Source organism: Fusobacterium sp. SYSU M8D902, assembly GCF_040199715.1.
In the GTDB taxonomy this organism is placed as follows: Bacteria; Fusobacteriota; Fusobacteriia; order Fusobacteriales; family Fusobacteriaceae; genus Fusobacterium_A.
Window position 1 is genome coordinate 171,308 of record NZ_JBEFNA010000001.1, and the last position, 21,411, is coordinate 192,718.

Sequence of the window (21,411 nt, forward strand, 5' to 3'; positions counted from 1 at the left end):
CTTAACAAAGGATTTTTTTATTCTACACATTGAATAAAAATTCCATTAAATCTCCATCTTGAACTATATACTCTTTTCCTTCTAATCTTAATACTCCAGCTTCCTGAGCACCCTTCCATCCTGAATACTTTATAAAATCAGCAAATGAAACCACTTTTGCTCTGATAAATCCTTTTTCAAAATCTGTATGGATCTCTCCAGCAGCTTTTGGAGCAGTATCTCCGATTCTTATTGTCCAAGCTCTAACCTCTTTTACTCCTGCTGTAAAATAAGTTTGAAGACCTAATAACTTGTATCCAGCTCTTATTAATCTATTCAATCCTGCCTCTTCAACACCAAGTGCCTCTAAGTACTCTTTCTTGCTCTCTTCATCATCCATCTCTTGTAATTCAGCTTCAACTTTTGCAGAAACTATTACAACTTCTGAACCTAATTTTTCAGCATACTCTCTTACTTTTTCTACATACTCATTTCCTGTTGCTAAATCATCTTCAGCCACATTTGCTGCAAATATCATAGGTTTTAAAGTCAATAATTGATATGTTCTTATTAACTCTAACTCCTCTTCTGTCATAGATAGAGTTTTTAATAGTTGAAACTCTTCTAAATGTGCCTTACATTTTTCTAATACAGGCATTAATGCCATAGATTCTTTATTCTTATTCATAGCTAATTTTTTATGTTTTTCAATTGCTTTATCTACAGTTTCCATATCAGCAAATATTAGCTCTGTGTTTATTACCTCAATATCTCTTATTGGATCTACTGAACCACTTACGTGAATTACATTATCATCTTCAAAACATCTTACTACTTGGCAAATTGCTGCTGTAGATCTAATATTTGATAAGAATTTATTTCCTAATCCCTCTCCTTTTGCTGCTCCTTTTACTAATCCAGCTATATCAACAAACTCTACAGTAGCTTGAACTACTCTTTGAGGATTAATTATTTTTGATAACTCATCTAATCTTGAATCTGGTACAGTTACCATTCCCACATTTGGTTCTATTGTACAGAATGGGTAGTTTGCTGCCTCTGCTGCACCAGCTTTTGTTATTGCATTAAAAAGTGTTGATTTCCCGACATTTGGAAGACCTACTATTCCTATTCCAATCATTGAAAAGCCCCTCCTAAAAAATTTATATTACTACAAATTTTACCATAATTTAAAGAATTTGTAAATACCTTCGCTTTATCAATTTTGTAGAATATTAATATAATCCTCTTATAATTTCAATATATTTTTAAGTTCCTTCCAAGGATTAACTATTTTTATTGGTTTTATTATCTTATTCATAGTTATCTTAAGTTCAAAGTTTTTATAATTGTATGTATAAATATTATCTTTTTGCTCTAAAACTCCCTTTAAAAGTTCCTCTCTCTCAAAAGTTGTTATAAATCTATCAATTGATAGCATAATAGGATTAGAATCTTCTTTAATAATTATATTTGAACTATTAGTACAAGGGAAATAAAAGTTATCTCCAATAATCTCTATCTTTTGAATATCTGACTTCCTATATCTTAATAAATCTATTAATTTTACTATTTTTTTCATTGTAAATTTAATAGCAAAATCATTATATAGGTAGATATATATTTTTTGTTCATTATTGATTTCTTCTTTTATCTGAAGAAAACCTTCTAATTCTATAGTTAAATTATCTATTTTTATTCTACCTTCATCTAATATTACCTTATTAAGATTTTTACAAATATAATAATAGTTTTCTCCTATTACCTCTATAACTTCTATATTTTCTTCATATTCTTTAAAAAAACTTATTAATTCCATAATTTCACCTAAAATTTATTTATTTTTTATGTTCTAATACTTAAGCAGTTGATATCTTTTGATTTTTCATATTTAAATTTTCTACTTTATCAATTATTAAAAGCTCTTTTTATTCCCTCAATCATAAGTTCATTACTTGGAAGATAAATTTTTCTTCTAGTTCTTACAACTTTTTCTACTAATGGTTCAATTAAGTTTTGAGCAAATCTATTTCTATTATTTGATGAATACATATCCTTTAAAGTATCAGCAGTCAACTTATCTTTTAATAAATCTACAATTTTTTCTCCCTCTTGTTTATTCAATAAATAATTATTAGCAAAAGTTGTAAAATTATTTTCAATAATTCTTATCATTTCTTTTACATCATCTTCTATAATACTACTAACAATACTGTCTGTCACACTTTCACCAAAAGTTCCCCCTCCTATAGCACCAACAAGTCCTCCAATAATTCCACCAGCAACATTTCCTATAATTGGAACAATTCCTCCTATAGCTGCTCCAGCAGCAACTCCTCCCATATAACCAGCAGCTCCTCCAGCTATTCCTCCAGCTATTTTAGTCATATTTTTAAATAATTGAGCTGCAGAAATTCTTCCTCTAAAAAGCTCTATTACATCAAAACTAGATAACACTGTAAATGTTGCTATTCCTACAATTGCGTTATTTCTTAACATTTTAGCTACATTGTTTGTTGCAGCACCTCCCCAGATTGCTGTTTTTGATGTTCTAAATGCATTTGCTATCTTAGCGGTAACATTTGTTCCTAATTGCTTTGTTATTTCTTTAGAAGGAGCTAAAAGCCATGAATTCAAAACTTTTCCTCCTATATTTAATCTAGAAAGCTGACTAGACAAAATAGAGCTTATAAATGTAACTCCTCCAACTTTTAATCCTGTTAAAACAGCTTTATCTATAGCACTCTCCGTACTGTCACCATCCCATAAACTTTTAGCAAAACTTATACAAGCACTTAACCCAAAAACTGAAACACAGTTAACCATTCCATTAATCGCATCAAATTTTATTGAATCTATTGTTCCAAATTTAGTTATATTTTTAGCCTGTTCATATGTAACACTACCTTTACGAACTATTTCAGTAGCTTTATTAGGATCTGATACATTTGGAATCTTGCCACTTGAAATCTTTTCTTTCATAACTCTAACTGCTTCATCATATTTATCTGAAGGTACTTCAATTTGCATAATCTCTCCTGAAGAATTTATATATCTAAAATTACCTGTTACTTTATCAAAGCATTCGTTAATACATTTAGCTCCAGTACTACAGTATTTAGATTGTATTTCTATCCCATTTACTCTTCTATCAGCACCATTTTTAACATTATTATCACCTAATAGCTCAACTTTTTTCATTCTTATAAAATCTGCTTGATGATTCGCTCTTTCTGCAGCTATCCCATGATTTGTTTTTGAATTATTTATAAATCTATCTATACTAGAAAGATTAGAAGTATTAATTATCTCTCCCTTTATAATTCCAGCATATTCAAGATTTAAATTATTTTTATAATTTATTTTATATTTTTCTTTCATTAAAAGATTTAAAATTTTTTCAATTATTTTTTTTAAAGAAAAAGCATCAATCTCCTGTATAGTAATTCTAATAAAATTGGTTGAAATTATATTAATGACCTTGTAATTTAAACCTATTTCTAAATCTTCAATATCAATATACTCTATAAATAATATTCCATTTATTTTTTTATAGACTATACCTAAGTTAGTAAAAAAAATATGTGCATCTTTATTAATTATTTTTATTAGTGGTTCTCCATAGTTTTTAACAAAGCTTACTTCATTAATACCATTTCTATCATAATAATAAACATTCCTATAATCTACAACTTTTCTTATTTCATTTTGTAATATTTTTTTTATTTCTACTAAAACCATTTTTTCATTCATCATTAACTTACCCCTTTTTCTTTTTTTATTATTTTATAATATTGTCTTTGTCAAAAACTGTCATCTTCAAAATTTTTGTGAAAGTTTGAGATTTTTCCTATAAATTTCGACTTTCTATAATAAAAATTTTAAGTAATATAATATTAATAATAAAATATCTTATATACTTTTATGTAGGTCAAAGGCATTTCCTAATTCAAGGAAGTGTTCTTTCTTTATACGAAATATCTCCAGTGGAAAATCCACTGGAGATATATAAAAATTTATTTGTTTTTACCAACACCATTTGACAAAGAGCCATTTTAGAATTATAAATTTTATTGAAAATATACTCTATTCCTCTATTAAGTCTTTATTATCTGTTGTTCCTACCCAAATAATCATATTTTTATGAAAGGCTGGTAAGCAATGAACTGTTTTTATTTGATACTCTTCTTCTAAATCTAATAAAAATGAAACATACTTCATCATTTGTCCCATTGGTATAGATACAAAGAAATCTAATACTACTAAAAAGTTTTTTCTATCTTTTGTTTCTAAAAGTCTACCAATATTTCTTCCAAAATCTTTTTCAATTTCTTCAACTTTATTATCTACTACTTCTCTAGCCGTCATATTGCACTCCTCCTTTTCATAATTTATCAAATTTGGATATAAAACTCATTAATACATTATCACTAATAATAAGCTATAGCTTTTTTCCCATCAAAAACTAAGCCAATTTTTACTATATCTTTTACTCCATTTTTCTTTAATAGAGTTTCATATTTTTTATCTTCTATTTGATCAAAAGCTTTTTCTGCTTCTTTTTCTATATCATTGGTATTAGATCTTTTTAGTTCCAAAATATATCCAGCCCAAGCTTTATTTCTTGGTTCTAAAATTATATCAGCTCTACCATAACCACTTTCCATATTAGGATGCATTATATAATAATCATCTAAGGCATATAAAAATCCTCCTAATAATGTTTGATAAGGATTCTCATACTTTTTACTTGTATCATAGAAACTAATAGCATTAATAACTACATCCTCTAAGCTTTTTATTATTTGAGATATATTCTTAGTAACCAAAGCTTGAATCAAACTTCCAACATTATTACTCTCTCTAAAAATAGCATCTACAAACAATCCTTTAAATAACTTCTGTATCTCTTTATTGGGTATTCTTAAGGTAAACATTGTTTCACTAAGTTTTTCCTTAATTGTTAAATATCCAGAGAATAACATGATCTCCCAAATATTATTAGGAGAAAGATTATCTCCCATTCTTATACTTTCATTGATATATACCATTATATCCTTGCCATTTATCAAATCATTTAAGTTGTCAAATACAGTTGAATTTGAAGCTAATAACATATTTAAAATCAGAGCATTTCCAGAAGTATTTACCCAATGAGATTTTAACTCCTTACTTTGTACAAATTTTAAAATACTCCAAGGATTGTATATTTCATCTTTTCCAAAACTATAACCATCATACCACTCTTTTACTTCTGGCATCTCATAACCTATATCATAATAATCTAACATAGCTTTCACTTCATTTTCAACTAATCCAAAACTATCACTATACTCATTATTCAATATTGTGTAGTTTGTAAAGTTATTTAAATCAGAAAATATTCCTGCTTGAGCTACCCTTATTATCCCAGTAAGAACTCCCATTTGTAAGTATTCATTTGTCTTTAATACCTCTCCATAGAAAGCCTTTAAAAAATCTTTCATCTCTGTATAGTAACCTTTTTCATAAGCTGACATTATTGGAGAATCATACTCGTCTATTAATACTACTACCTTTTGATTATAGTATTTATATAGAAGTGATGTTAGAAAAGATAATGCTGTCTGCATTTCAACTTGTCCGCTCTCTTGACTAAGTAATCTTTGAAATTTTTTACTTTCAATTTCACTAAAAACAGAATTAATAATTCCATCAAATTGGTTATATAACTTAAAAATCTTTTCACTAATACTTTTAATGACTTCATCCCAAGTAGAAGCAGTTATACCTTTCATACTGATAAATATTACAGGATATTTTCCTTGTTCCTTTATTATAGGAGAGTTTTCTATATATAAGCTATTGAATAACTTTCTATTCTCATCTTTATTTTCTATATCAAAGAAATATTTAAGTGTAGACATATTAAGAGTCTTTCCAAATCTTCTAGGACGACAAAATAATTTTACCTTTGCTCCATCATTTAATATATCTTCTATAAACTTTGTTTTATCAACATAATAATAATCTTGTTCTATTATTTCTTTAAAATCTTCCACTGCAATAGGTATTTTTTTCATAACTATATTTCTCTCCTCTCCTTAAGATATATAATATTTATTATACCATACTACAAAGAAAACCCCTATTTTATTTTATAACTGATACAATTCAAAGAATAATATATGTAAAATGCAAAATTAATAAAACAATGAATTGTGTGAGTATTTACACATTATTCTTTAAAAAAATTAAATAAATAGTTTTGTATTCTGGAAATTTATATATCTATTTTTAGGTATATAAATTTCCATTTTTAAAAGAAAAACCCCACAAACATTGAGTTTGTGAGGTATATAAATCCCATGTAATTATCTTTTTGAGAATTGAGGAGATCTTCTTGCTTTTTTCTTTCCGTATTTCTTTCTTTCAACCATTCTTGAGTCTCTAGTTAAGAATCCAGCTTCTCTTAAAGCAGCTTTTAAAGTCTCATCAGCTAATATTAAAGCTCTTGCTACTCCGTGTCTTATAGCTCCAGCTTGTCCAGAGTTTCCTCCTCCGATTACATTAACTTTAACTTCAAATTTATCTAAAGTTTCTGTTAAAGCTAAAGGTTGCTCAACTATTTTAGAAAGGATTTCTCTTCCTCCAAAATAATCTGCCATAGTTTTTCCGTTTATTTCAATTCCTTTTCCTCCAGGAATTAATCTTACTCTTGCTATAGAAGTTTTTCTTCTTCCAGTTCCTCTATATTGAATCATTTCAGCCACTGTCATTTACCCCCTATTAAAATTCTACCTTTACTGGTTTTTGTGCAGAATGTGTATGCTCTGCTCCAACAAATACTCTTAATCTAGTTAATTGTTGTCTTCCTAATTTGTTTTTTGGAAGCATTCTCTTAACAGCTAGCATTAATAGTTCTTCTGGCTTCTTCTCTAAGATTTCTCCTAGTCTTCTCTCTCTTATTCCTCCTGGGAATCCTGAGTGATTGTAATATTTTTTGTCAGTTAATTTTTTTCCAGTTACAACTAATTTCTCAACGTTAGTAACTACTACGAAGTCTCCTCCGTCAATGTGTGGAGTAAAAGTTAATTTCTCTTTACCCATTAATTTTTTAGCAACTTCAACTGCTAATCTTCCTAATATTTGCCCTTCAGCGTCATAGTGATGCCATTCTCTAACAACATCTTCTTTTCTTTGCATAAAAGTATACTTTTTCACTTTAAAATTTCCTCCTAATTATGTTATATCGTTCTAATATAACGCAACGGTCCTTTGTGGGAAAGGTTTAATATACCTTACTATTATATTAGTTTTCCTTAATTATGTCAAGGTTTTTTTATTGTTTTTCTTCTGTTTTTTCTTGAGTTTCTTCCTTTTCTTCCTCTTTTTTCTCCGGTGCTTTTGGTAATGGGTTTCCAAATAGCCACTCTATCTGTCTTCTAATTCCTGTTAAGTTAAACTCTTTATCTCCAACAACCAATCTATCATCTTCTGGTATTGCTGTATATCCTTCATCAAGAGGCATACTCTTATCAAGGTTTACTTGAAGTTTAATTAACTCTCCCTCTACTGGTTTAAACTCAGTTCTAACAGTTTTAATTACACCTTCAGTTGCTAGTATCTTAGCTTTATCCTCATCAGATAATCTTCTTTGAGGTGGATAATCAGCTATAAATAGATCTTCAGTAGCTATAAATTTAACCTTATCTTCAGCTACTTTTTCAAATAGATCTATTGTATACTTTCCTCTTTCTCCAACTATAAATTTCTCTAAATCTAAAATTTTCTTTCCAACACCGAATGGATCAGGTAAAATTCCAAACTCTCCCTTAGTTATTAATGTATCATCTGGAGCATTTATTCTCACTTCAAACATAGTTGGTCTTTGTAACTCATTAACTGTTACAACTATTGATAAATTTGCCATTGGAAATGGAAACATTGGTTGAATAAGATTATCAAACTCTCCAAATATATCTATAACTCCATTTACTTGTGGATTCATTTGAGCTTTATAAGCTGTTATTACATGTTTTAATTTTGCCATTCTTCTACCCCTTTTCTTTTTGTTATCTACTCCTAATATACCATATTTTCTCCATATTAGTCCACTTTTTATTTTAAAATATAGAATGAGAAGGTAGTTCCAATATGCTCCTGTGAGTCAATTGTCAAATCTCCTCCACACTTATCTACTAGAGTTTTTACTATTGACAGTCCAAGTCCTGTTCCACCCAAATTACTAGTTCTAGCTTGATCTATTCGATAGAATCTCTCAAATATCTTATCCTGTTCGTAGATAGGTATTCCCATTCCATTATCTTTGACTTGAATTAAATATCTATCCCCTTTTTCCAATACATCTACCATTACCCTTGGATTTTTATTCATATTGTAGATAATTCCATTCTCTATTAAATTTTTTAAGATCATAGATATTTTTTCAAAATCTATTTTCAAATAGTCTCTATTATCTGTGAGTACAAAATTAAACTCTACCTCTGCTCCTTTTTCCTCTATCTTTTTGTCTAAAATATCCAGTAACTCTTTTTTTAATTTTTCAACTCCAATTTGTGAGATATTTACAAGATTAGAATTTTCTATTTTAGATATATTAAAAAAATCTAAAACAATATTTTCAAGCCTTTCTACATTAGATTTTATAGTTTTTAAGAACTTTGTTTTCATACTATCTGGACAATCTTCTAAAGCTATCAAATACCCTTTTATATTTGTAAGTGGGGTTTTCAATTCGTGACTTACATTGTTTATAAAACTTCTTTGAACCTCAACCATCTCTCTAGTGCTCGTTATATCCTTAATTGTTATTATATATCTATTACTAAATTCTAAATACTTCATTGTCAATAAAAAGTATTTTTTTAAATTTTGAATATATAGCTCTTCTCTAATATCTTTTTTAGAACTCATTCCATCTTTAATATGTTTTATTATCTCAATATGTTTTACTGCCCCTAAATAATCATCTTCATAGGGATCTATTATATATTTTAAAGATGTATTCTTTACTATAAAGCTTCCATTTACATTTAATAACCCAATAAAAAGATCTACTGAATGTAAGACTTCAGATAAAACTCTTCTCTCTTTCTCCAATCTAGATATATTATTTAGATTCTTCTCCTGCCACTCTTTCAAAATATCCCAAAATTGAAATAACCAATACTCATCTTTAGAGTAATTTACCTTCTCCATCTCTCCACTTTTAAGAAAACATCTCATTTTTTCAATTTTATTATAGAAATCTCTTTTTATATAGTTTTTATAGAAAAAATGTATCACATAATTTAAGATTATAAAAAATAGTATCTGAATTAAAAGAAACTCTCTTATCTGTAATACTTCTTTACTATAGTCATTAGAAGTTCTCAGTACATACTCTTCACCATTTATATCTCTCACTAAGATAGCATAATAAGCCATCATCTTATGTAGTGTGTCACTACTTCTCACCGTAAAACTCTCACTATTTTTAATAGCTTCTTGAATCTCTAATCTCTGAAGATGATTATCCATTCTTTTCTCCTCTTCCTCAGTTTTTTTAGAGTCAAAAATTATTTTTCCTTCCAAATCCACTATTGTAAATCTAAGTTCATTATTTGAAAAAAGTTCTTGGTACTTTACTCTTGGATTTCTCTCAGCTATTAATTTTACAAGTAGGGTATCCTCTTTCAATATCTGTTTCACTCTTTGCTTATATAGGTTTGATAAGATTTTAGAGTTTATTCCTACAAAAATTCCCTCTAAGATCAGTATCAATATTAAGATAATTATCTCTTTTCTTCTAATTTGTATCCAACTCCTTTTATAGTTCTAATATGCTCACTAAGCTCTGGCAATTTATCTCTTAACTTAGAAATATATACATCAACAGTCCTATCTCCAGCATAGTAATTACTATTCCATACTTTATCCAAAATCTTCTCCCTTGTTATTACCAAGTTCTTATTTTGAACTAATAATAACAAGAGGTCATACTCTTTTTTAGAGAGTTCTATCTCATTCTCATCATAGAGAACCCTGTGTCTATCATCTTCTATTTTCAATTTATAGAACTCAAATTTGCTCTCCTTCTCTCTCTTAATCTCACTATCTTTAAAAAATCTCTTTACTCTCAACACCAACTCTCTCGGATCAAATGGCTTTTTCATATAGTCATCTGCACCTATTTCCAAACCTTCTAACACATCTTCTATCTCTGTCTTTGCTGTCAACATAATTATTGTTGGCTTTCCATATTCTGAAGATATTCCTTTTACAATTTTTGTAAAATTTTTTCCATCTAAATTTGGTAGCATCAGATCTAGAACTACTAAATTGTGTTGTTTCTCTTTTAATAATTTCAACCCTTCTAAACCATCATCAGCACTATCAACTTCATATCCCTCTTTAGTTAAAAAATATGAAATTAACTCCTGTATCTCCTTATCATCTTCTATAACTAGGATCTTCATTTCTCCTCCAAATTTAAAAATATTCTTTATCTAAATTATAGAAGAGAGGGCACAAAAAGTAAACATTTTTATACCCTCTCTTCATAAATATATTATATTTTTAAGCTTTATTTTACAGGAACAAATCCCTCTTCTTTAACAATTCCCTGTCCTTTTGGAGAAAGTGCATAATCTACAAGTTTATTAATATCTTCTTCTGCATTCTTATCCACATACCAGTACACTTCTCTAGCTATTGGATATGTTTTATTTGATACATTTTCTGGTGTTGCTTCTACTCCATCTACTTTTATAGATTCTACTGTGCTATCCATATAACCCATTCCTATATAACCAATAGCATTTTTATTAACCTTTATCTCCTGTTTTATTGCCTCATTAGATGGCATATACAAAGTTTTTTCTCCATATTCTAACTCTTTTTTAGTATTGTTTTCTCTGATAATATGCTCCTTAAAAAATTCATGTGTCCCAGATGATGAATCTCTAGATAGTACTACTATTGGTGCATCCTCTCCACCTATCTCCTTCCAGTTACTGATTTCACCTCTAAATATTTTTCCCAATGTTATATCATCAATATCTTTTACAGGGTTTGCAAGGTTTGCTACTATTGTTATTCCATCAAATCCTAAAACTACCTCTCTTACATCTATTCCCTTGCTTTTTGCCATAGAGATCTCTTTCTCTTTTATATTTCTTGAAGCCATAGCAATATCAGTTGTTCCATTCAAAAGTGCTGATATTCCAACACCAGAACCTCCACCTGTAACTGCTATTCTTGCCCCTCTATTCTCCTTCATATAGTTTTCAGCTATCGATTGAGATACATTTAATATAGTATCTGATCCTTTAGCTTGTATCACTTTTGATCTTGCCTCTGCAACAGCAGAAGCTGATAACATTCCTCCAACTATTAAGATACTAAACAACCCTTTTTTTAAGATATTCATTCTTATCCCTCCAAATTTTTATTTCTTGTTTATGCTATTAATATACAGTGTCTATGTAAATTGATTATTAATCTAGTGTAAATTTTATGTAAATATTTTTTTACACAGAATTTACATTGAATTAATACTGTTTTTACACTGTTAAGATAATATAGTTATGTATTTAATATATAGATTTTTTAGGAGGTTTTTATGCAATGCATAAGAAAATTTAAAGATGGTGTAATGAAGCATCTTCTTTTTGGGATAGGAGTATCTAATATTATAATTATATTTTTAATTTTCCTGTTCATATTATCAAATGGAATAAAATTTTTTAACTCATACTCTGTAACTGATTTTATTTTTGGAAAAAAATGGATATCACTCTCTGAACTATATGGACTTTTACCACTTCTAGTTGGTTCATTTTGGGTAGTGATTGTAGCTCTTTTAATAGCTGTTCCCATTGGAATTCTTACAGCTATTTATATAGCTGAATATGCTTCTCCAAAAGTAAAAACTTTTATGAAAATAATTATTGAAACTATGTCCGCTATTCCCTCTGTTGTACTTGGATTTATTGGACTATATGTATTATCTGGACCTATAAAGGAGATGTTTAACTTAACAAGTGGTCTCACAGCTTTAACTGGTGGAATCATGTTAGCATTTATGGCTATTCCGACTATTGTAAGTATAGCTGACGATTCTTTAGAAGCTCTTGATAAGTCTTATAAAGAAGCTTCTCTAGCTTTGGGAGCTAACTCTGTTGAAACAATTTTTAACGTACTTTTACCAGCAGCTTTTCCAGGAATATTTGCTGGGGTTATGTTAGGATTTGGAAGAATTATTGGAGAGACTTTAACAGTTCTTATGATCACAGGTAACTCTCCTATCTTAGCTACTTCCCCTCTCTCTCCAGTGAGAACTCTTACAGCTACAATAGCAGCTGAAATGGGAGAGGTAGTTCAAGGAAGTACTCACTACTATGCACTTTTTACAATTGGTATAGTCCTTTTTATTATAAGTTTCATTACCAACTGTATCGCTGAAAAGTTTATACAAAAAGCTAGAGAACTTTAATGGAGGAAAAAATGTTTATTTTAAAAAAATCAAAAGCTAAATTTTTAGAGAATCTGATAAAAATTATTACTCTAATCTCAGTAATCCCAATATTTCTAATTATTGGATATATACTTTATACAGGTATTCCTGCAATATCTTGGAGCTTCTTAACTGAGATGCCTAGTGATGGAATGAGGGCTGGAGGAATATTCCCTGCTATAGTTGGAACTCTTTGGCTTACACTGGGAACTATCATAATATCTGTTCCTTTTGGAGTACTGACTGGAGTCTATCTTGTAGAATATGCTAAGGATAATCTTCTTACAAGAATTATCAATCTTACCATAATTAATTTAGCTGGTATACCAAGTATAATTTACGGACTTTTTGGTATGGCACTTTTCGTTATATTTTTAAACTTTGATGTTTCGATTTTATCTGGATCATTAACACTTGGAATTATGTGTTTACCTGTTATTATCACTGCTACTCGAGAATCTCTTTTAGCTATTCCGAAACATCTAAGAGAGGCTTCTTTAGCTCTTGGAGCTACAAAATGGGAGACAATTACAAAAGTTATTCTTCCTGCTGCTATGCCTGGAATTTTAACTGGAGTTATTTTGAGTATATCTAGAGCTGCTGGAGAGACAGCACCTATAATGTTTACAGCTGTTGCCTTCTACCTTCCATTTTTACCATTAACTTATTGGGATCAGGTTATGGCTCTACCATACCATCTCTATGTAATTTCAACACAAGTTCCAAATATGCCAGCTGCTTATATGAGTGGTACTCTATTTGTCCTTGTTGTAATTACAATAAGCTTCAATCTACTTGGTGCTTTTATCAGGTATAGATTTAATTCACAAAAATAATAATATTCAATTGATATAAATTAGGAGGAAAAAATGAATTCTAACGACACTAGAATTTTAGTAAAAGATTTTAACTTTTATTATGGAGATTTTAAAGCTTTAAAAGATATTAATATGGAGATTAAAAAAAATAAGGTCACTGCACTAATCGGACCTTCTGGGTGTGGTAAATCTACATTTTTAAGATCTATCAACAGAATGAATGATCTAATTCCAAATGTAAAATATGAGGGAAACATTCTTTTTGATGGAAAGAATATTTTTGATAAAGATTATGATATTGTTGAACTTAGAAAAAAAGTGGGAATGGTATTTCAAAAACCAAATCCATTTCCAAAAAGCATCTATGAAAACTTAGTTTATGCTCCAAAACTACATGGTGAAAAAAATAAAGATAAACTTGATGAGATTGTTGAAAACTCTTTGAGATCAGTTGCTCTTTGGGACGAGGTAAAAGATAAACTCCACAAATCATCTCTTGGATTATCTGGTGGACAACAACAGAGACTATGTATAGCAAGAGCTATCTCCATAAATCCAGAGATCCTATTGATGGATGAGCCTACTTCAGCTCTAGATCCAATCTCAACAGCTAAAATAGAGGAACTTATCAGACAACTTGAAGAGAAATATAGTATAATTATCGTTACTCACAATATGCAACAAGCCTCAAGAATATCTGAATATACTGGTTTCTTCTATCAAGGTGTGCTAGAGGAGTTTGATAAAACAGAACTTATCTTTACTACACCACATAAGAAAAAAACAGAAGACTATATTACAGGAAAATTTGGATAGGAGGATTTATTTATGAGAAATTTAGAGGAAAGTATAAAAGGTTTGAACGAACATTATCTTGAACTTTTGAAAAATTTAAATAGAGTTCTAGATATAAATCTTGAGATGTTAGAAAGATCTAATTTTGATAAGACTCTATATGGAGAGTGTCTAGTTACAGAGAATACTATTAACAATTTTGAAGTGAAGATAAAAGAGGATTCTATCTTTACAATAGCTAGATTTCAGCCAGCAGCTAGTAATCTAAGACTTCTTATTATGCTTATCAACAGTGCTAGAGTAATTGAAAGAATGGGAGATATTTTAAAATCTAACTTAAAAATAATCAAAAATATTGAAACTATCTCTCCTGAAATGAAACCATATCTAAAGGATATAATCCTTCCAATTGCTAAAAAAACAAAAAATATCTACGAAGGATATATCAACGCTTTTATAAAAAGTGATGAAAAAACTCTATTCACTCTTCTGACTATGGATGAGGAGATTGATGAATTAACTAGGGCAGATATTTGTGATATTGTTGAAATTATGAAGAAAAATTCTAAAAATATTGAAGGTGGAACTGATCTTATTGTACTTTGTAAGAAATTTGAAAGATTTGCTGACCATATTTTACACTTAGTTTTTGATCTGATCTATATACTGAAAGGTAAGGATATGAGAAAGGTTGAACTATTAGAAGATAAAAAAATTTAAAAATATATTTGACTTTTTCATTTTAATATGTTATATATATCTCAAGTAAAACATTTTAAGGAGGAGAGTTATGTTACTAAGGACATTAAAGTTAAGGACAATTTATAGACAAATAAATACCTTATCTTTTAGTATGCCTAAGTATCATTGTACTCTAAGCTTGTAGATTTTCTACTAGCATTGTTTTTGTATATCAAATTTTATGAGTCAATACACTTTTAAGGTGTATTGGCTTTTTTTTATCTTAAAATATCTGGAGGGAATTATGAAACAATTAAAAGAACAACTTTCTACACTTTTTGACAAATATCTTGATGAGTTTAAAGAGATTAATGAGTATATCTACAACAATCCTGAAATTGGAAGACAGGAGTTTAAAGCTTGTGAAATCTTAAGCAACACACTTAAGAAATATGGTTTTGAAACAACTGTTAATTATGCTAATATTCCAACTGCATTTCTTGGTAAATTCTCAAGTGGAAAGAATGGACCTAAAATAGCTATACTTGCTGAATATGATGCTCTTCCTGAGATTGGACATGGATGTGGACACAATATTTTTGGAGTTACTAGTATTGCTACTGGAATTTTATTAAAAGAGGTTATGCAAGATACAATTGGAGATATACTTGTAATTGGAACTCCTGCTGAAGAGACTTTTGGAGCTAAAGTAGAAATGGCTGAACTTGGAATTTTTGATGATATAGATATAGCTATGGCAGTACATCCCACTGGTGAATCTCACAAAAGAAGTGGTTCTTCTCAAGCTATGGAAGCTATACAATTTACTTTTAAAGGAAAGACAGCCCATGCTGCTGCATCTCCTCACGAAGGAATAAACGCCTTAGATGGAGTAATAACATTATTTAACTCTATCAATGCACTTAGACAGCAGACTCTTGAGACTTCTAGAATACACGGAATAATAAGTAATGGTGGTGAAGCTGCTAACATCATTCCAGATCTTGCTGTTGCTAACTTCTATGTGAGAGCTAAAACACTTTCATATTTAAAAGAGTTGGTTGAAAAGGTTAAAAATTGTGCCAAAGGAGCTGCTCTAGCCACTGGTACTACTCTTGAGATTGAAAATTATGAAACTAGTTTCGCCAACCTTGTAACTAATAAAAAATTATCAGAAATATATGAGAAAAATTTAAAACTTCAAGGAGTGACTGAAATAGGTGATGGTGGCTCTTCTGGTTCTACAGATATGGGAGATGTGAGCCATTGTTGTCCAACAATTCACCCTCATTTCCCATTGACTAAAGCTCACCTCATAGGTCACAGTGTTGAATTTGCTAATGCCACTATACAGCCTGAAGCTTATATTGGAATGAAAGAAGCTACTCTAGCAATGGCTCTTACAGCTATGGATATCTTCAATAATAAAGATCTTCTTGCAGAGATCAAAACAGAATTTATCAACAATAAAAATTTATAATTATATTTAAAACATGGAGGGATTTTTATGAAAAAACTTATTTTATCTTTAATGGTGCTTTTATCTTCACTTTCATTTTCTGCTAAGAAATTTTATGTTGGTACTAATGCAGAATTTATGCCTTATGAATATCTTGAGAATGGAAAGATAGTTGGTTTTGATGTGGAACTTATGGAAGCGATTGGTAAGGAATTAGACTATGAGATCGTTTGGAGTAATTTAGGATTTGATGGATTACTTCCAGCTTTACAAATGAAAAAAATTGATGCTGTTATTGCTGGTATGGGACAAACACCTGAAAGACAAAAAGCTGTTACATTTTCAATGCCATATATGTTAGTATCTTCAGATGAACACTATGTTATAGTCAATGAGAATAGCTCACTTACTCACAAAGAGGAGTTAAAAGGTAAAAAGGTAGGTGTACAAATTGGTACTGTACAGGAAGAGTTTACTAAGAAAATTGGTGGTATACCTCAACTTTATAACTCTTGGACAGGTGCTTTAATGGATCTACAAAATAACAAAATTGATGCTGTTATCATTGCTGATGTATCTGGAGATGAGTATCTTAAAGTTATGAAAAAAATTAAAAAAATCGATGTTGTTATAGATGATCATCCAGGTGCTTCTATAGCTCTTAGAAAAGGAGAAACTGAACTAGCTGAAAAAATTAACCAAGCTATTCTTACTCTTGATGCAAACGGAACTTATTTAAAACTTTTAGAAAAATATTTCCCAGAAAAAGTTGAAAAATATCATCAATTAAAAAATAACCAATAATATATTAAAAAAGGAAAAAATTACTTTTAATTTGAGAGTGAACACTTCTCATTTTAGTAATTTTTTCCTTTTATTTTTCTAATAGTCACTTATATCAAATGACAACTCCAATCTCTTTAATTGAGAGTTTAACTGTCTATATTTTACACCAGCAGAATTTAGCATCTTTTTTGAAGCTACATTAGACTCTGTTCCAGCATATTTATCTGAAAGATAGACTAACTCTTTTATTCCACTTTGTATAATAGCCTTACTACACTCATGACAAGGGAATAGAGCTACATATATAGTGCAACCTTTTAAACTCTTAGTACTATTCAAAATTGCATTTAATTCAGCATGACATACGAAAGGATATTTAGTATCTAAAAACTCTCCCTCTCTCTCCCAAGGGTATTCGTCATCACTACAACCAATTGGTAATCCATTATAGCCTACTCCTATGATTCTTTTTTCATCATTTACAATACAAGCTCCAACCTGTGTATTTGGATCCTTACTTCTTTTAGCTGAAAGTAGAGCTACTCCCATAAAATATTCGTCCCAATCTATGTATTTTTCTCTTTTCATATTTTACCCTCCAATCTTGCTTATATAAGATAATATAGCATATTTTTAAACTTTTTTAAATTTTTCTTTATCTAATATATTAAATTTGATAGAATTACACTAGGAGGTAGCTTATGAAAAAAATTTTTATACTATTTTTTACCCTTTGTACTCTTTCCTTTGCAATCGTTGATTTTGAGGGAATAAATTGGGGAGATTCTAAATCTGATCTAAATATTATTTTTAATTCTCTTGAAAAAGAACCAGCTTTAGAGGAGAATGTTGAGATATTCTCTGTCAATGCTCCTAAAGATTTTGTAGCAAAATACCAATTTTTTCTAAAAAATAACTCTCTCTATAAAATAAGAGTAGTTTTTGATAAAGAAAATGTAGGTAAATCACAAATTCAAGATATATATTCTAGGTTATTAAAAGATATTGGTTCCCCTATCTCAAAAGTTCCTATTAATAAAAAAATTGATGATCTAACTATACAGGGAAACTCTTTAAAATTTATTCCAAATTTATCTACCAATCTCTATTTAAATGGTATTGATACTATTGATGAGTATGGAAAAATGATAGATTCAAATCTATATTTAGAGTATGTTGATTCAAATATTGATAACAATATGTAAAAAGAGCCGTTACATCTGTAACGACTCTTTTTTATTTAAAGTTTAATTAGAATTTTTTCCCGAAATATCTCTCTAGTCCTCTTTTCCAATCCCTTTAAACTTTTCTACAAAAGCTGATATTTTTTCAAATATACTTTTCTTTTTAGGTAGGTAATTGGGGTTTAGTGGGCTCATTTTAGGCATAACTTCATTTAATTCTGTCCCATTTTCACTAGCATACTCCCTTTTTAATGAACGAGAAATATATCTTTTTGCCATATCCTTATTTAATTTTTCTTCGTCTATAAGTTTAGCTTCTTCTATAGCTCTTTCTTCTTTAGCAAAGTTAAAAAATCCCTCTATTACACTAGCTTTATCTTCAAATTTATTCAAATCTGTTTTATTTATAAAATCCACAATTAAACTCTCTTTAGCACGATTACCTATACTTGCTCTAATTAAACGTCTAATATCTTCAACTAATAATTCTTTACTTGTTAATTTTTTATTTTTTTCAAAAATCAAGCCAAGAATGTAGCTTAAGTTTATCTCTTGAGATTTTAAAAGATCAATTTCAAATATAACATCATTCCAATCTATTGTCAAATTCTCTCCATCTTTCTCTGCTCTTTCACGACGAAGCCATTCACGAATATCATTATACGTAGAACAATAATCTTGTATCTCTCTTTCAGTTGGAAGTTTTATTTCCTTCATAGCTCTAATTTCATCATCACTTACATAATATCTAGTTTTAAACTCTTCTAGAGCTTTTGAGTCATCTATATCTAGTGTTTGGATAGCTTTTAACTTTGTAAATTCATCATAATTTTGTAATACATTTTCAACTTTTAAGTATTCTCCAAAAAGTTTAACAAACTCTTTTTTATCCTTTTCATCAACGATATCTTCTATACTAGGAAAACGATTTTTCAATTCTTCAATCACACTTAGATATCCTTTTTTATTTTCTCCACTAATAATATCTTTAAAACCATTCATATACTCTTCATAACTTTTTTCTAAAATTACATTTTTAGTATTTGCATTTCCAAATAAAGTTATAGCATCAATAGTTGCTTGTTCTAAATCTCTAAATGTCACTATATTCCCAAAACTTTTTGTAGAATTATATATTCTATTGGTTCTTGAAAAAGCCTGTATCAATCCATGATAACGTAAATTTTTATCAACAAATAGTGTATTTAAAGTAGGAGCATCAAATCCTGTTAAAAACATTCCAACAACAATTAACAAATCTATCTCTTGTTTTTTCACTCTATTAGCAAGATCTCTATAATAATTTTGAAAGTCTCTACTTTCAATACCATAATTTGTTTTAAACATTTCATTATAATCATTAATAGCTAAAGTTAAAAACTCTTTTGCACTTGTGTTCATTGCTGTTGGCTCAAAATTTTCATCCAATATCTCTCCAATAGAATTTTGCTCTTCATTAGGAGCAAATGAAAATATTGTTGCTATTTTTAGAGGATTCTTAGAATCTTTTTGTAAATTTTTTAGTGTTTCATAATATTGTTTTGCTGCATCTACAGAACTTACAGCAAACATTGCATTAAATCCCTTTTCTCCTATATAAGTTCTGTGAGTTTTAACATTAAAATTATTAAGAATATATCTAGAGATTTCCTTAATTCTTTCAGGATGTAAAAAAGCCTTTTTCTCTTCTAAAGCACTCAGTTTTTTTTCATCTAGCTCTTTCTCTATATTTTCAAAATTTGGACGAACATCATTGTAATCAACTTTAAATTTAAGTACTTTCTCGTCTCTAATAGCATCTGTTATAACATATGAGTGTAACTGATTTCCAAATACACTTCCTGTTGTCTCTGCTCCTAAAGCATTTTCTGGAAATATTGGTGTGCCAGTAAATCCAAATTGACAATATTTTTTAAATTTCTTTTTTATATTTTTCTGTGCTTCTCCAAATTGAGAACGATGAGCTTCATCAAATATGAAAACAACATTTCTATTGTATATATCTAAATCTGCTTCATTTTTTATTAAGTTATTTAATTTTTGTATTGTAGTTACAATAATTCTGTTATCATCTTTTTCAATATTTCTTTTAAGTCCTACAGTATTTTCAGAACCATTAACACTATCTGGAGAAAAACGTTGATACTCTTTTATAGTTTGGTAGTCTAAATCTTTTCTATCCACTACAAAAAATACTTTATCTATAAAATCCAATTCTGTTGCTAAACGAGCTACTTTAAAACTTGTTAAAGTTTTTCCTGAACCTGTTGTATGCCATATATATCCACCAGCATCAATAGACTTCCACTTTTTATTCAAATATGTACTCTTTATTTTCCATAAAATTCTTTCAGTTGCAGCTATTTGATATGGTCTCATTATCAATAAATTCTCATTTGAATCAAAAACTGAATAATTTAATAATACACTTAGAATTGTATTTTTTTGAAAAAATGTAGCTGTAAAATCTTTTAAATCTTTAATTGGTGTATTGTCTGCCTTAGCCCAGTTCATTGTAAAATCAAAGCTATTCTTATCTCTTTTTATAGTATTAGCAAAATATCTTGTATCAGTTCCATTTGAAATTACATATAATTGTAAATATTTATACAGTGAATTTTCTGTATTAAAACTCTCCTTGCTATATCTATTAATTTGATTAAATGCTTCTCTAATAGCAATTCCTCTTTTTTTAAGTTCTATTTGAACCATAGGTAAGCCATTTACTAAAATGGTTACATCATAACGATTTAAAACAGTTCCTCTTTGATTAAATTGAGAAATTACCTGAAGTCTGTTTCTAGAGATACTCTTTTTATCCACAAGATAAATATTTTTAATATGTCCATCATCAAAAATAAAATCATATATATAATCATTATGAATTTTTCTAGTCTTATCTATTTGAGTATCATTAGGCTTATTTAAATACTCCTCACAAAATCTATCCCATTCAGAATTTGAAAATTTAACATCATTTAATTCTTCAAGTTGAATTTTTATATTTTCTAAGATTTTTTCATTGGTAGTTAGATCTTTTCTATACTCATAACCTTGATTTTTTAAGTCGGTTATAAATTCGTTTTCTAAATCTCTCTCTGTTTGATAAGATTCTCCAACCTGAAATATTTTACTATAACTATCTAAAATTATAAAGTTTTTTGTCTCTGTAATTGGACTGTAGCTACTCATCTATTCTCCTTCAAAAGT

The 21,411-nt window shown here is 28.9% G+C and carries 20 protein-coding genes; 7 read left to right on the top strand and 13 right to left on the bottom strand.

The window, feature by feature from the left end; all coding sequences use genetic code 11:
• Positions 1-22: 22 nt before the first annotated feature.
• From ychF to ABNK64_RS00835, 11 genes are all read right to left on the bottom strand, one after another.
• On the bottom strand, positions 23-1,120 hold the full coding sequence (ychF, locus tag ABNK64_RS00785) for a redox-regulated ATPase YchF (protein WP_291258913.1): 1,098 nt from the start codon (positions 1,118-1,120) through the stop codon (positions 23-25).
• Positions 1,121-1,228: 108 nt separating this feature from the next.
• A complete protein-coding gene (locus tag ABNK64_RS00790; RefSeq protein ID WP_349763157.1) occupies positions 1,229-1,798 on the bottom strand; it encodes a hypothetical protein in 570 nt (189 codons plus the stop codon).
• Positions 1,799-1,887: 89 nt separating this feature from the next.
• The gene (locus ABNK64_RS00795) at positions 1,888-3,735 is read right to left on the bottom strand and encodes a YeeR family protein (protein ID WP_349763158.1); all 1,848 of its coding nucleotides are present in this window, start codon (positions 3,733-3,735) and stop codon (positions 1,888-1,890) included.
• Positions 3,736-4,065: 330 nt separating this feature from the next.
• Positions 4,066-4,347 carry a hypothetical protein gene (locus tag ABNK64_RS00800; RefSeq protein WP_349763159.1) on the bottom strand — a complete coding sequence of 94 codons (282 nt, stop codon included), beginning with the start codon at positions 4,345-4,347 and terminating at the stop codon, positions 4,066-4,068.
• A gap of 62 nt (positions 4,348-4,409) precedes the next feature.
• A complete protein-coding gene (locus tag ABNK64_RS00805; RefSeq protein WP_349763161.1) occupies positions 4,410-6,041 on the bottom strand; it encodes an AAA family ATPase in 1,632 nt (543 codons plus the stop codon).
• A gap of 291 nt (positions 6,042-6,332) precedes the next feature.
• On the bottom strand, positions 6,333-6,731 hold the full coding sequence (gene rpsI / locus ABNK64_RS00810; protein WP_300342942.1) for a 30S ribosomal protein S9: 399 nt from the start codon (positions 6,729-6,731) through the stop codon (positions 6,333-6,335).
• Positions 6,732-6,747: 16 nt separating this feature from the next.
• Complete coding sequence (gene rplM, locus ABNK64_RS00815; RefSeq protein ID WP_291255686.1) at positions 6,748-7,182, bottom strand: 50S ribosomal protein L13; 435 nt, start codon at positions 7,180-7,182, stop codon at positions 6,748-6,750.
• Positions 7,183-7,300: 118 nt separating this feature from the next.
• Positions 7,301-8,011, bottom strand: coding sequence for a hypothetical protein (locus ABNK64_RS00820; protein ID WP_291255685.1), 711 nt, complete (start codon positions 8,009-8,011; stop codon positions 7,301-7,303).
• A 68-nt stretch (positions 8,012-8,079) separates the two neighbouring features.
• Positions 8,080-9,744, bottom strand: a complete 1,665-nt coding sequence (locus ABNK64_RS00825; RefSeq protein ID WP_349763162.1) for a sensor histidine kinase — start codon at positions 9,742-9,744, stop codon at positions 8,080-8,082.
• 11 nt (positions 9,745-9,755) lie between these two features.
• Positions 9,756-10,439, bottom strand: coding sequence for a response regulator transcription factor (locus tag ABNK64_RS00830; RefSeq protein WP_349763164.1), 684 nt, complete (start codon positions 10,437-10,439; stop codon positions 9,756-9,758).
• A gap of 107 nt (positions 10,440-10,546) precedes the next feature.
• Positions 10,547-11,392 (bottom strand): phosphate ABC transporter substrate-binding protein, encoded by an 846-nt coding sequence (locus ABNK64_RS00835; RefSeq protein WP_502878724.1) that lies wholly within the window; start codon positions 11,390-11,392, stop codon positions 10,547-10,549.
• A gap of 192 nt (positions 11,393-11,584) precedes the next feature.
• Here ABNK64_RS00835 and pstC point away from each other — a divergent pair, with 192 nt between their 5' ends.
• The 6 genes from pstC to ABNK64_RS00865 all read left to right on the top strand — a co-directional run bounded on the left by pstC (position 11,585) and on the right by ABNK64_RS00865 (position 17,035).
• Entirely contained in the window at positions 11,585-12,457 is an 873-nt protein-coding gene (pstC, locus tag ABNK64_RS00840) for a phosphate ABC transporter permease subunit PstC (RefSeq protein WP_349763165.1), read from the top strand.
• A gap of 11 nt (positions 12,458-12,468) precedes the next feature.
• A complete protein-coding gene (gene pstA, locus ABNK64_RS00845; protein WP_300342952.1) occupies positions 12,469-13,314 on the top strand; it encodes a phosphate ABC transporter permease PstA in 846 nt (281 codons plus the stop codon).
• A gap of 33 nt (positions 13,315-13,347) precedes the next feature.
• Positions 13,348-14,112 carry a phosphate ABC transporter ATP-binding protein PstB gene (pstB, locus tag ABNK64_RS00850; RefSeq protein ID WP_291255679.1) on the top strand — a complete coding sequence of 255 codons (765 nt, stop codon included), beginning with the start codon at positions 13,348-13,350 and terminating at the stop codon, positions 14,110-14,112.
• A gap of 12 nt (positions 14,113-14,124) precedes the next feature.
• Positions 14,125-14,811: a phosphate signaling complex PhoU family protein gene (locus tag ABNK64_RS00855; RefSeq protein ID WP_349763166.1), complete on the top strand. Its 687-nt coding sequence runs from the start codon at positions 14,125-14,127 to the stop codon at positions 14,809-14,811.
• A 265-nt stretch (positions 14,812-15,076) separates the two neighbouring features.
• Complete coding sequence (locus tag ABNK64_RS00860; RefSeq protein WP_349763167.1) at positions 15,077-16,252, top strand: M20 family metallopeptidase; 1,176 nt, start codon at positions 15,077-15,079, stop codon at positions 16,250-16,252.
• Positions 16,253-16,279: 27 nt separating this feature from the next.
• Positions 16,280-17,035 carry a transporter substrate-binding domain-containing protein gene (locus ABNK64_RS00865; RefSeq protein WP_300389426.1) on the top strand — a complete coding sequence of 252 codons (756 nt, stop codon included), beginning with the start codon at positions 16,280-16,282 and terminating at the stop codon, positions 17,033-17,035.
• A 78-nt stretch (positions 17,036-17,113) separates the two neighbouring features.
• Here ABNK64_RS00865 and ABNK64_RS00870 read toward each other — a convergent pair whose 3' ends face one another.
• Positions 17,114-17,605: a deoxycytidylate deaminase gene (locus ABNK64_RS00870; protein WP_291256190.1), complete on the bottom strand. Its 492-nt coding sequence runs from the start codon at positions 17,603-17,605 to the stop codon at positions 17,114-17,116.
• A gap of 113 nt (positions 17,606-17,718) precedes the next feature.
• On the opposite strand from ABNK64_RS00870, the gene ABNK64_RS00875 reads away from it, so the two are divergent.
• Positions 17,719-18,222, top strand: coding sequence for a hypothetical protein (locus ABNK64_RS00875; protein WP_349763168.1), 504 nt, complete (start codon positions 17,719-17,721; stop codon positions 18,220-18,222).
• A gap of 72 nt (positions 18,223-18,294) precedes the next feature.
• Here the strand turns inward: ABNK64_RS00875 and ABNK64_RS00880 are convergent, their stop codons facing one another.
• Positions 18,295-21,393 carry a type I restriction endonuclease subunit R gene (locus ABNK64_RS00880; RefSeq protein ID WP_349763169.1) on the bottom strand — a complete coding sequence of 1,033 codons (3,099 nt, stop codon included), beginning with the start codon at positions 21,391-21,393 and terminating at the stop codon, positions 18,295-18,297.
• Positions 21,394-21,411: the final 18 nt, after the last annotated feature.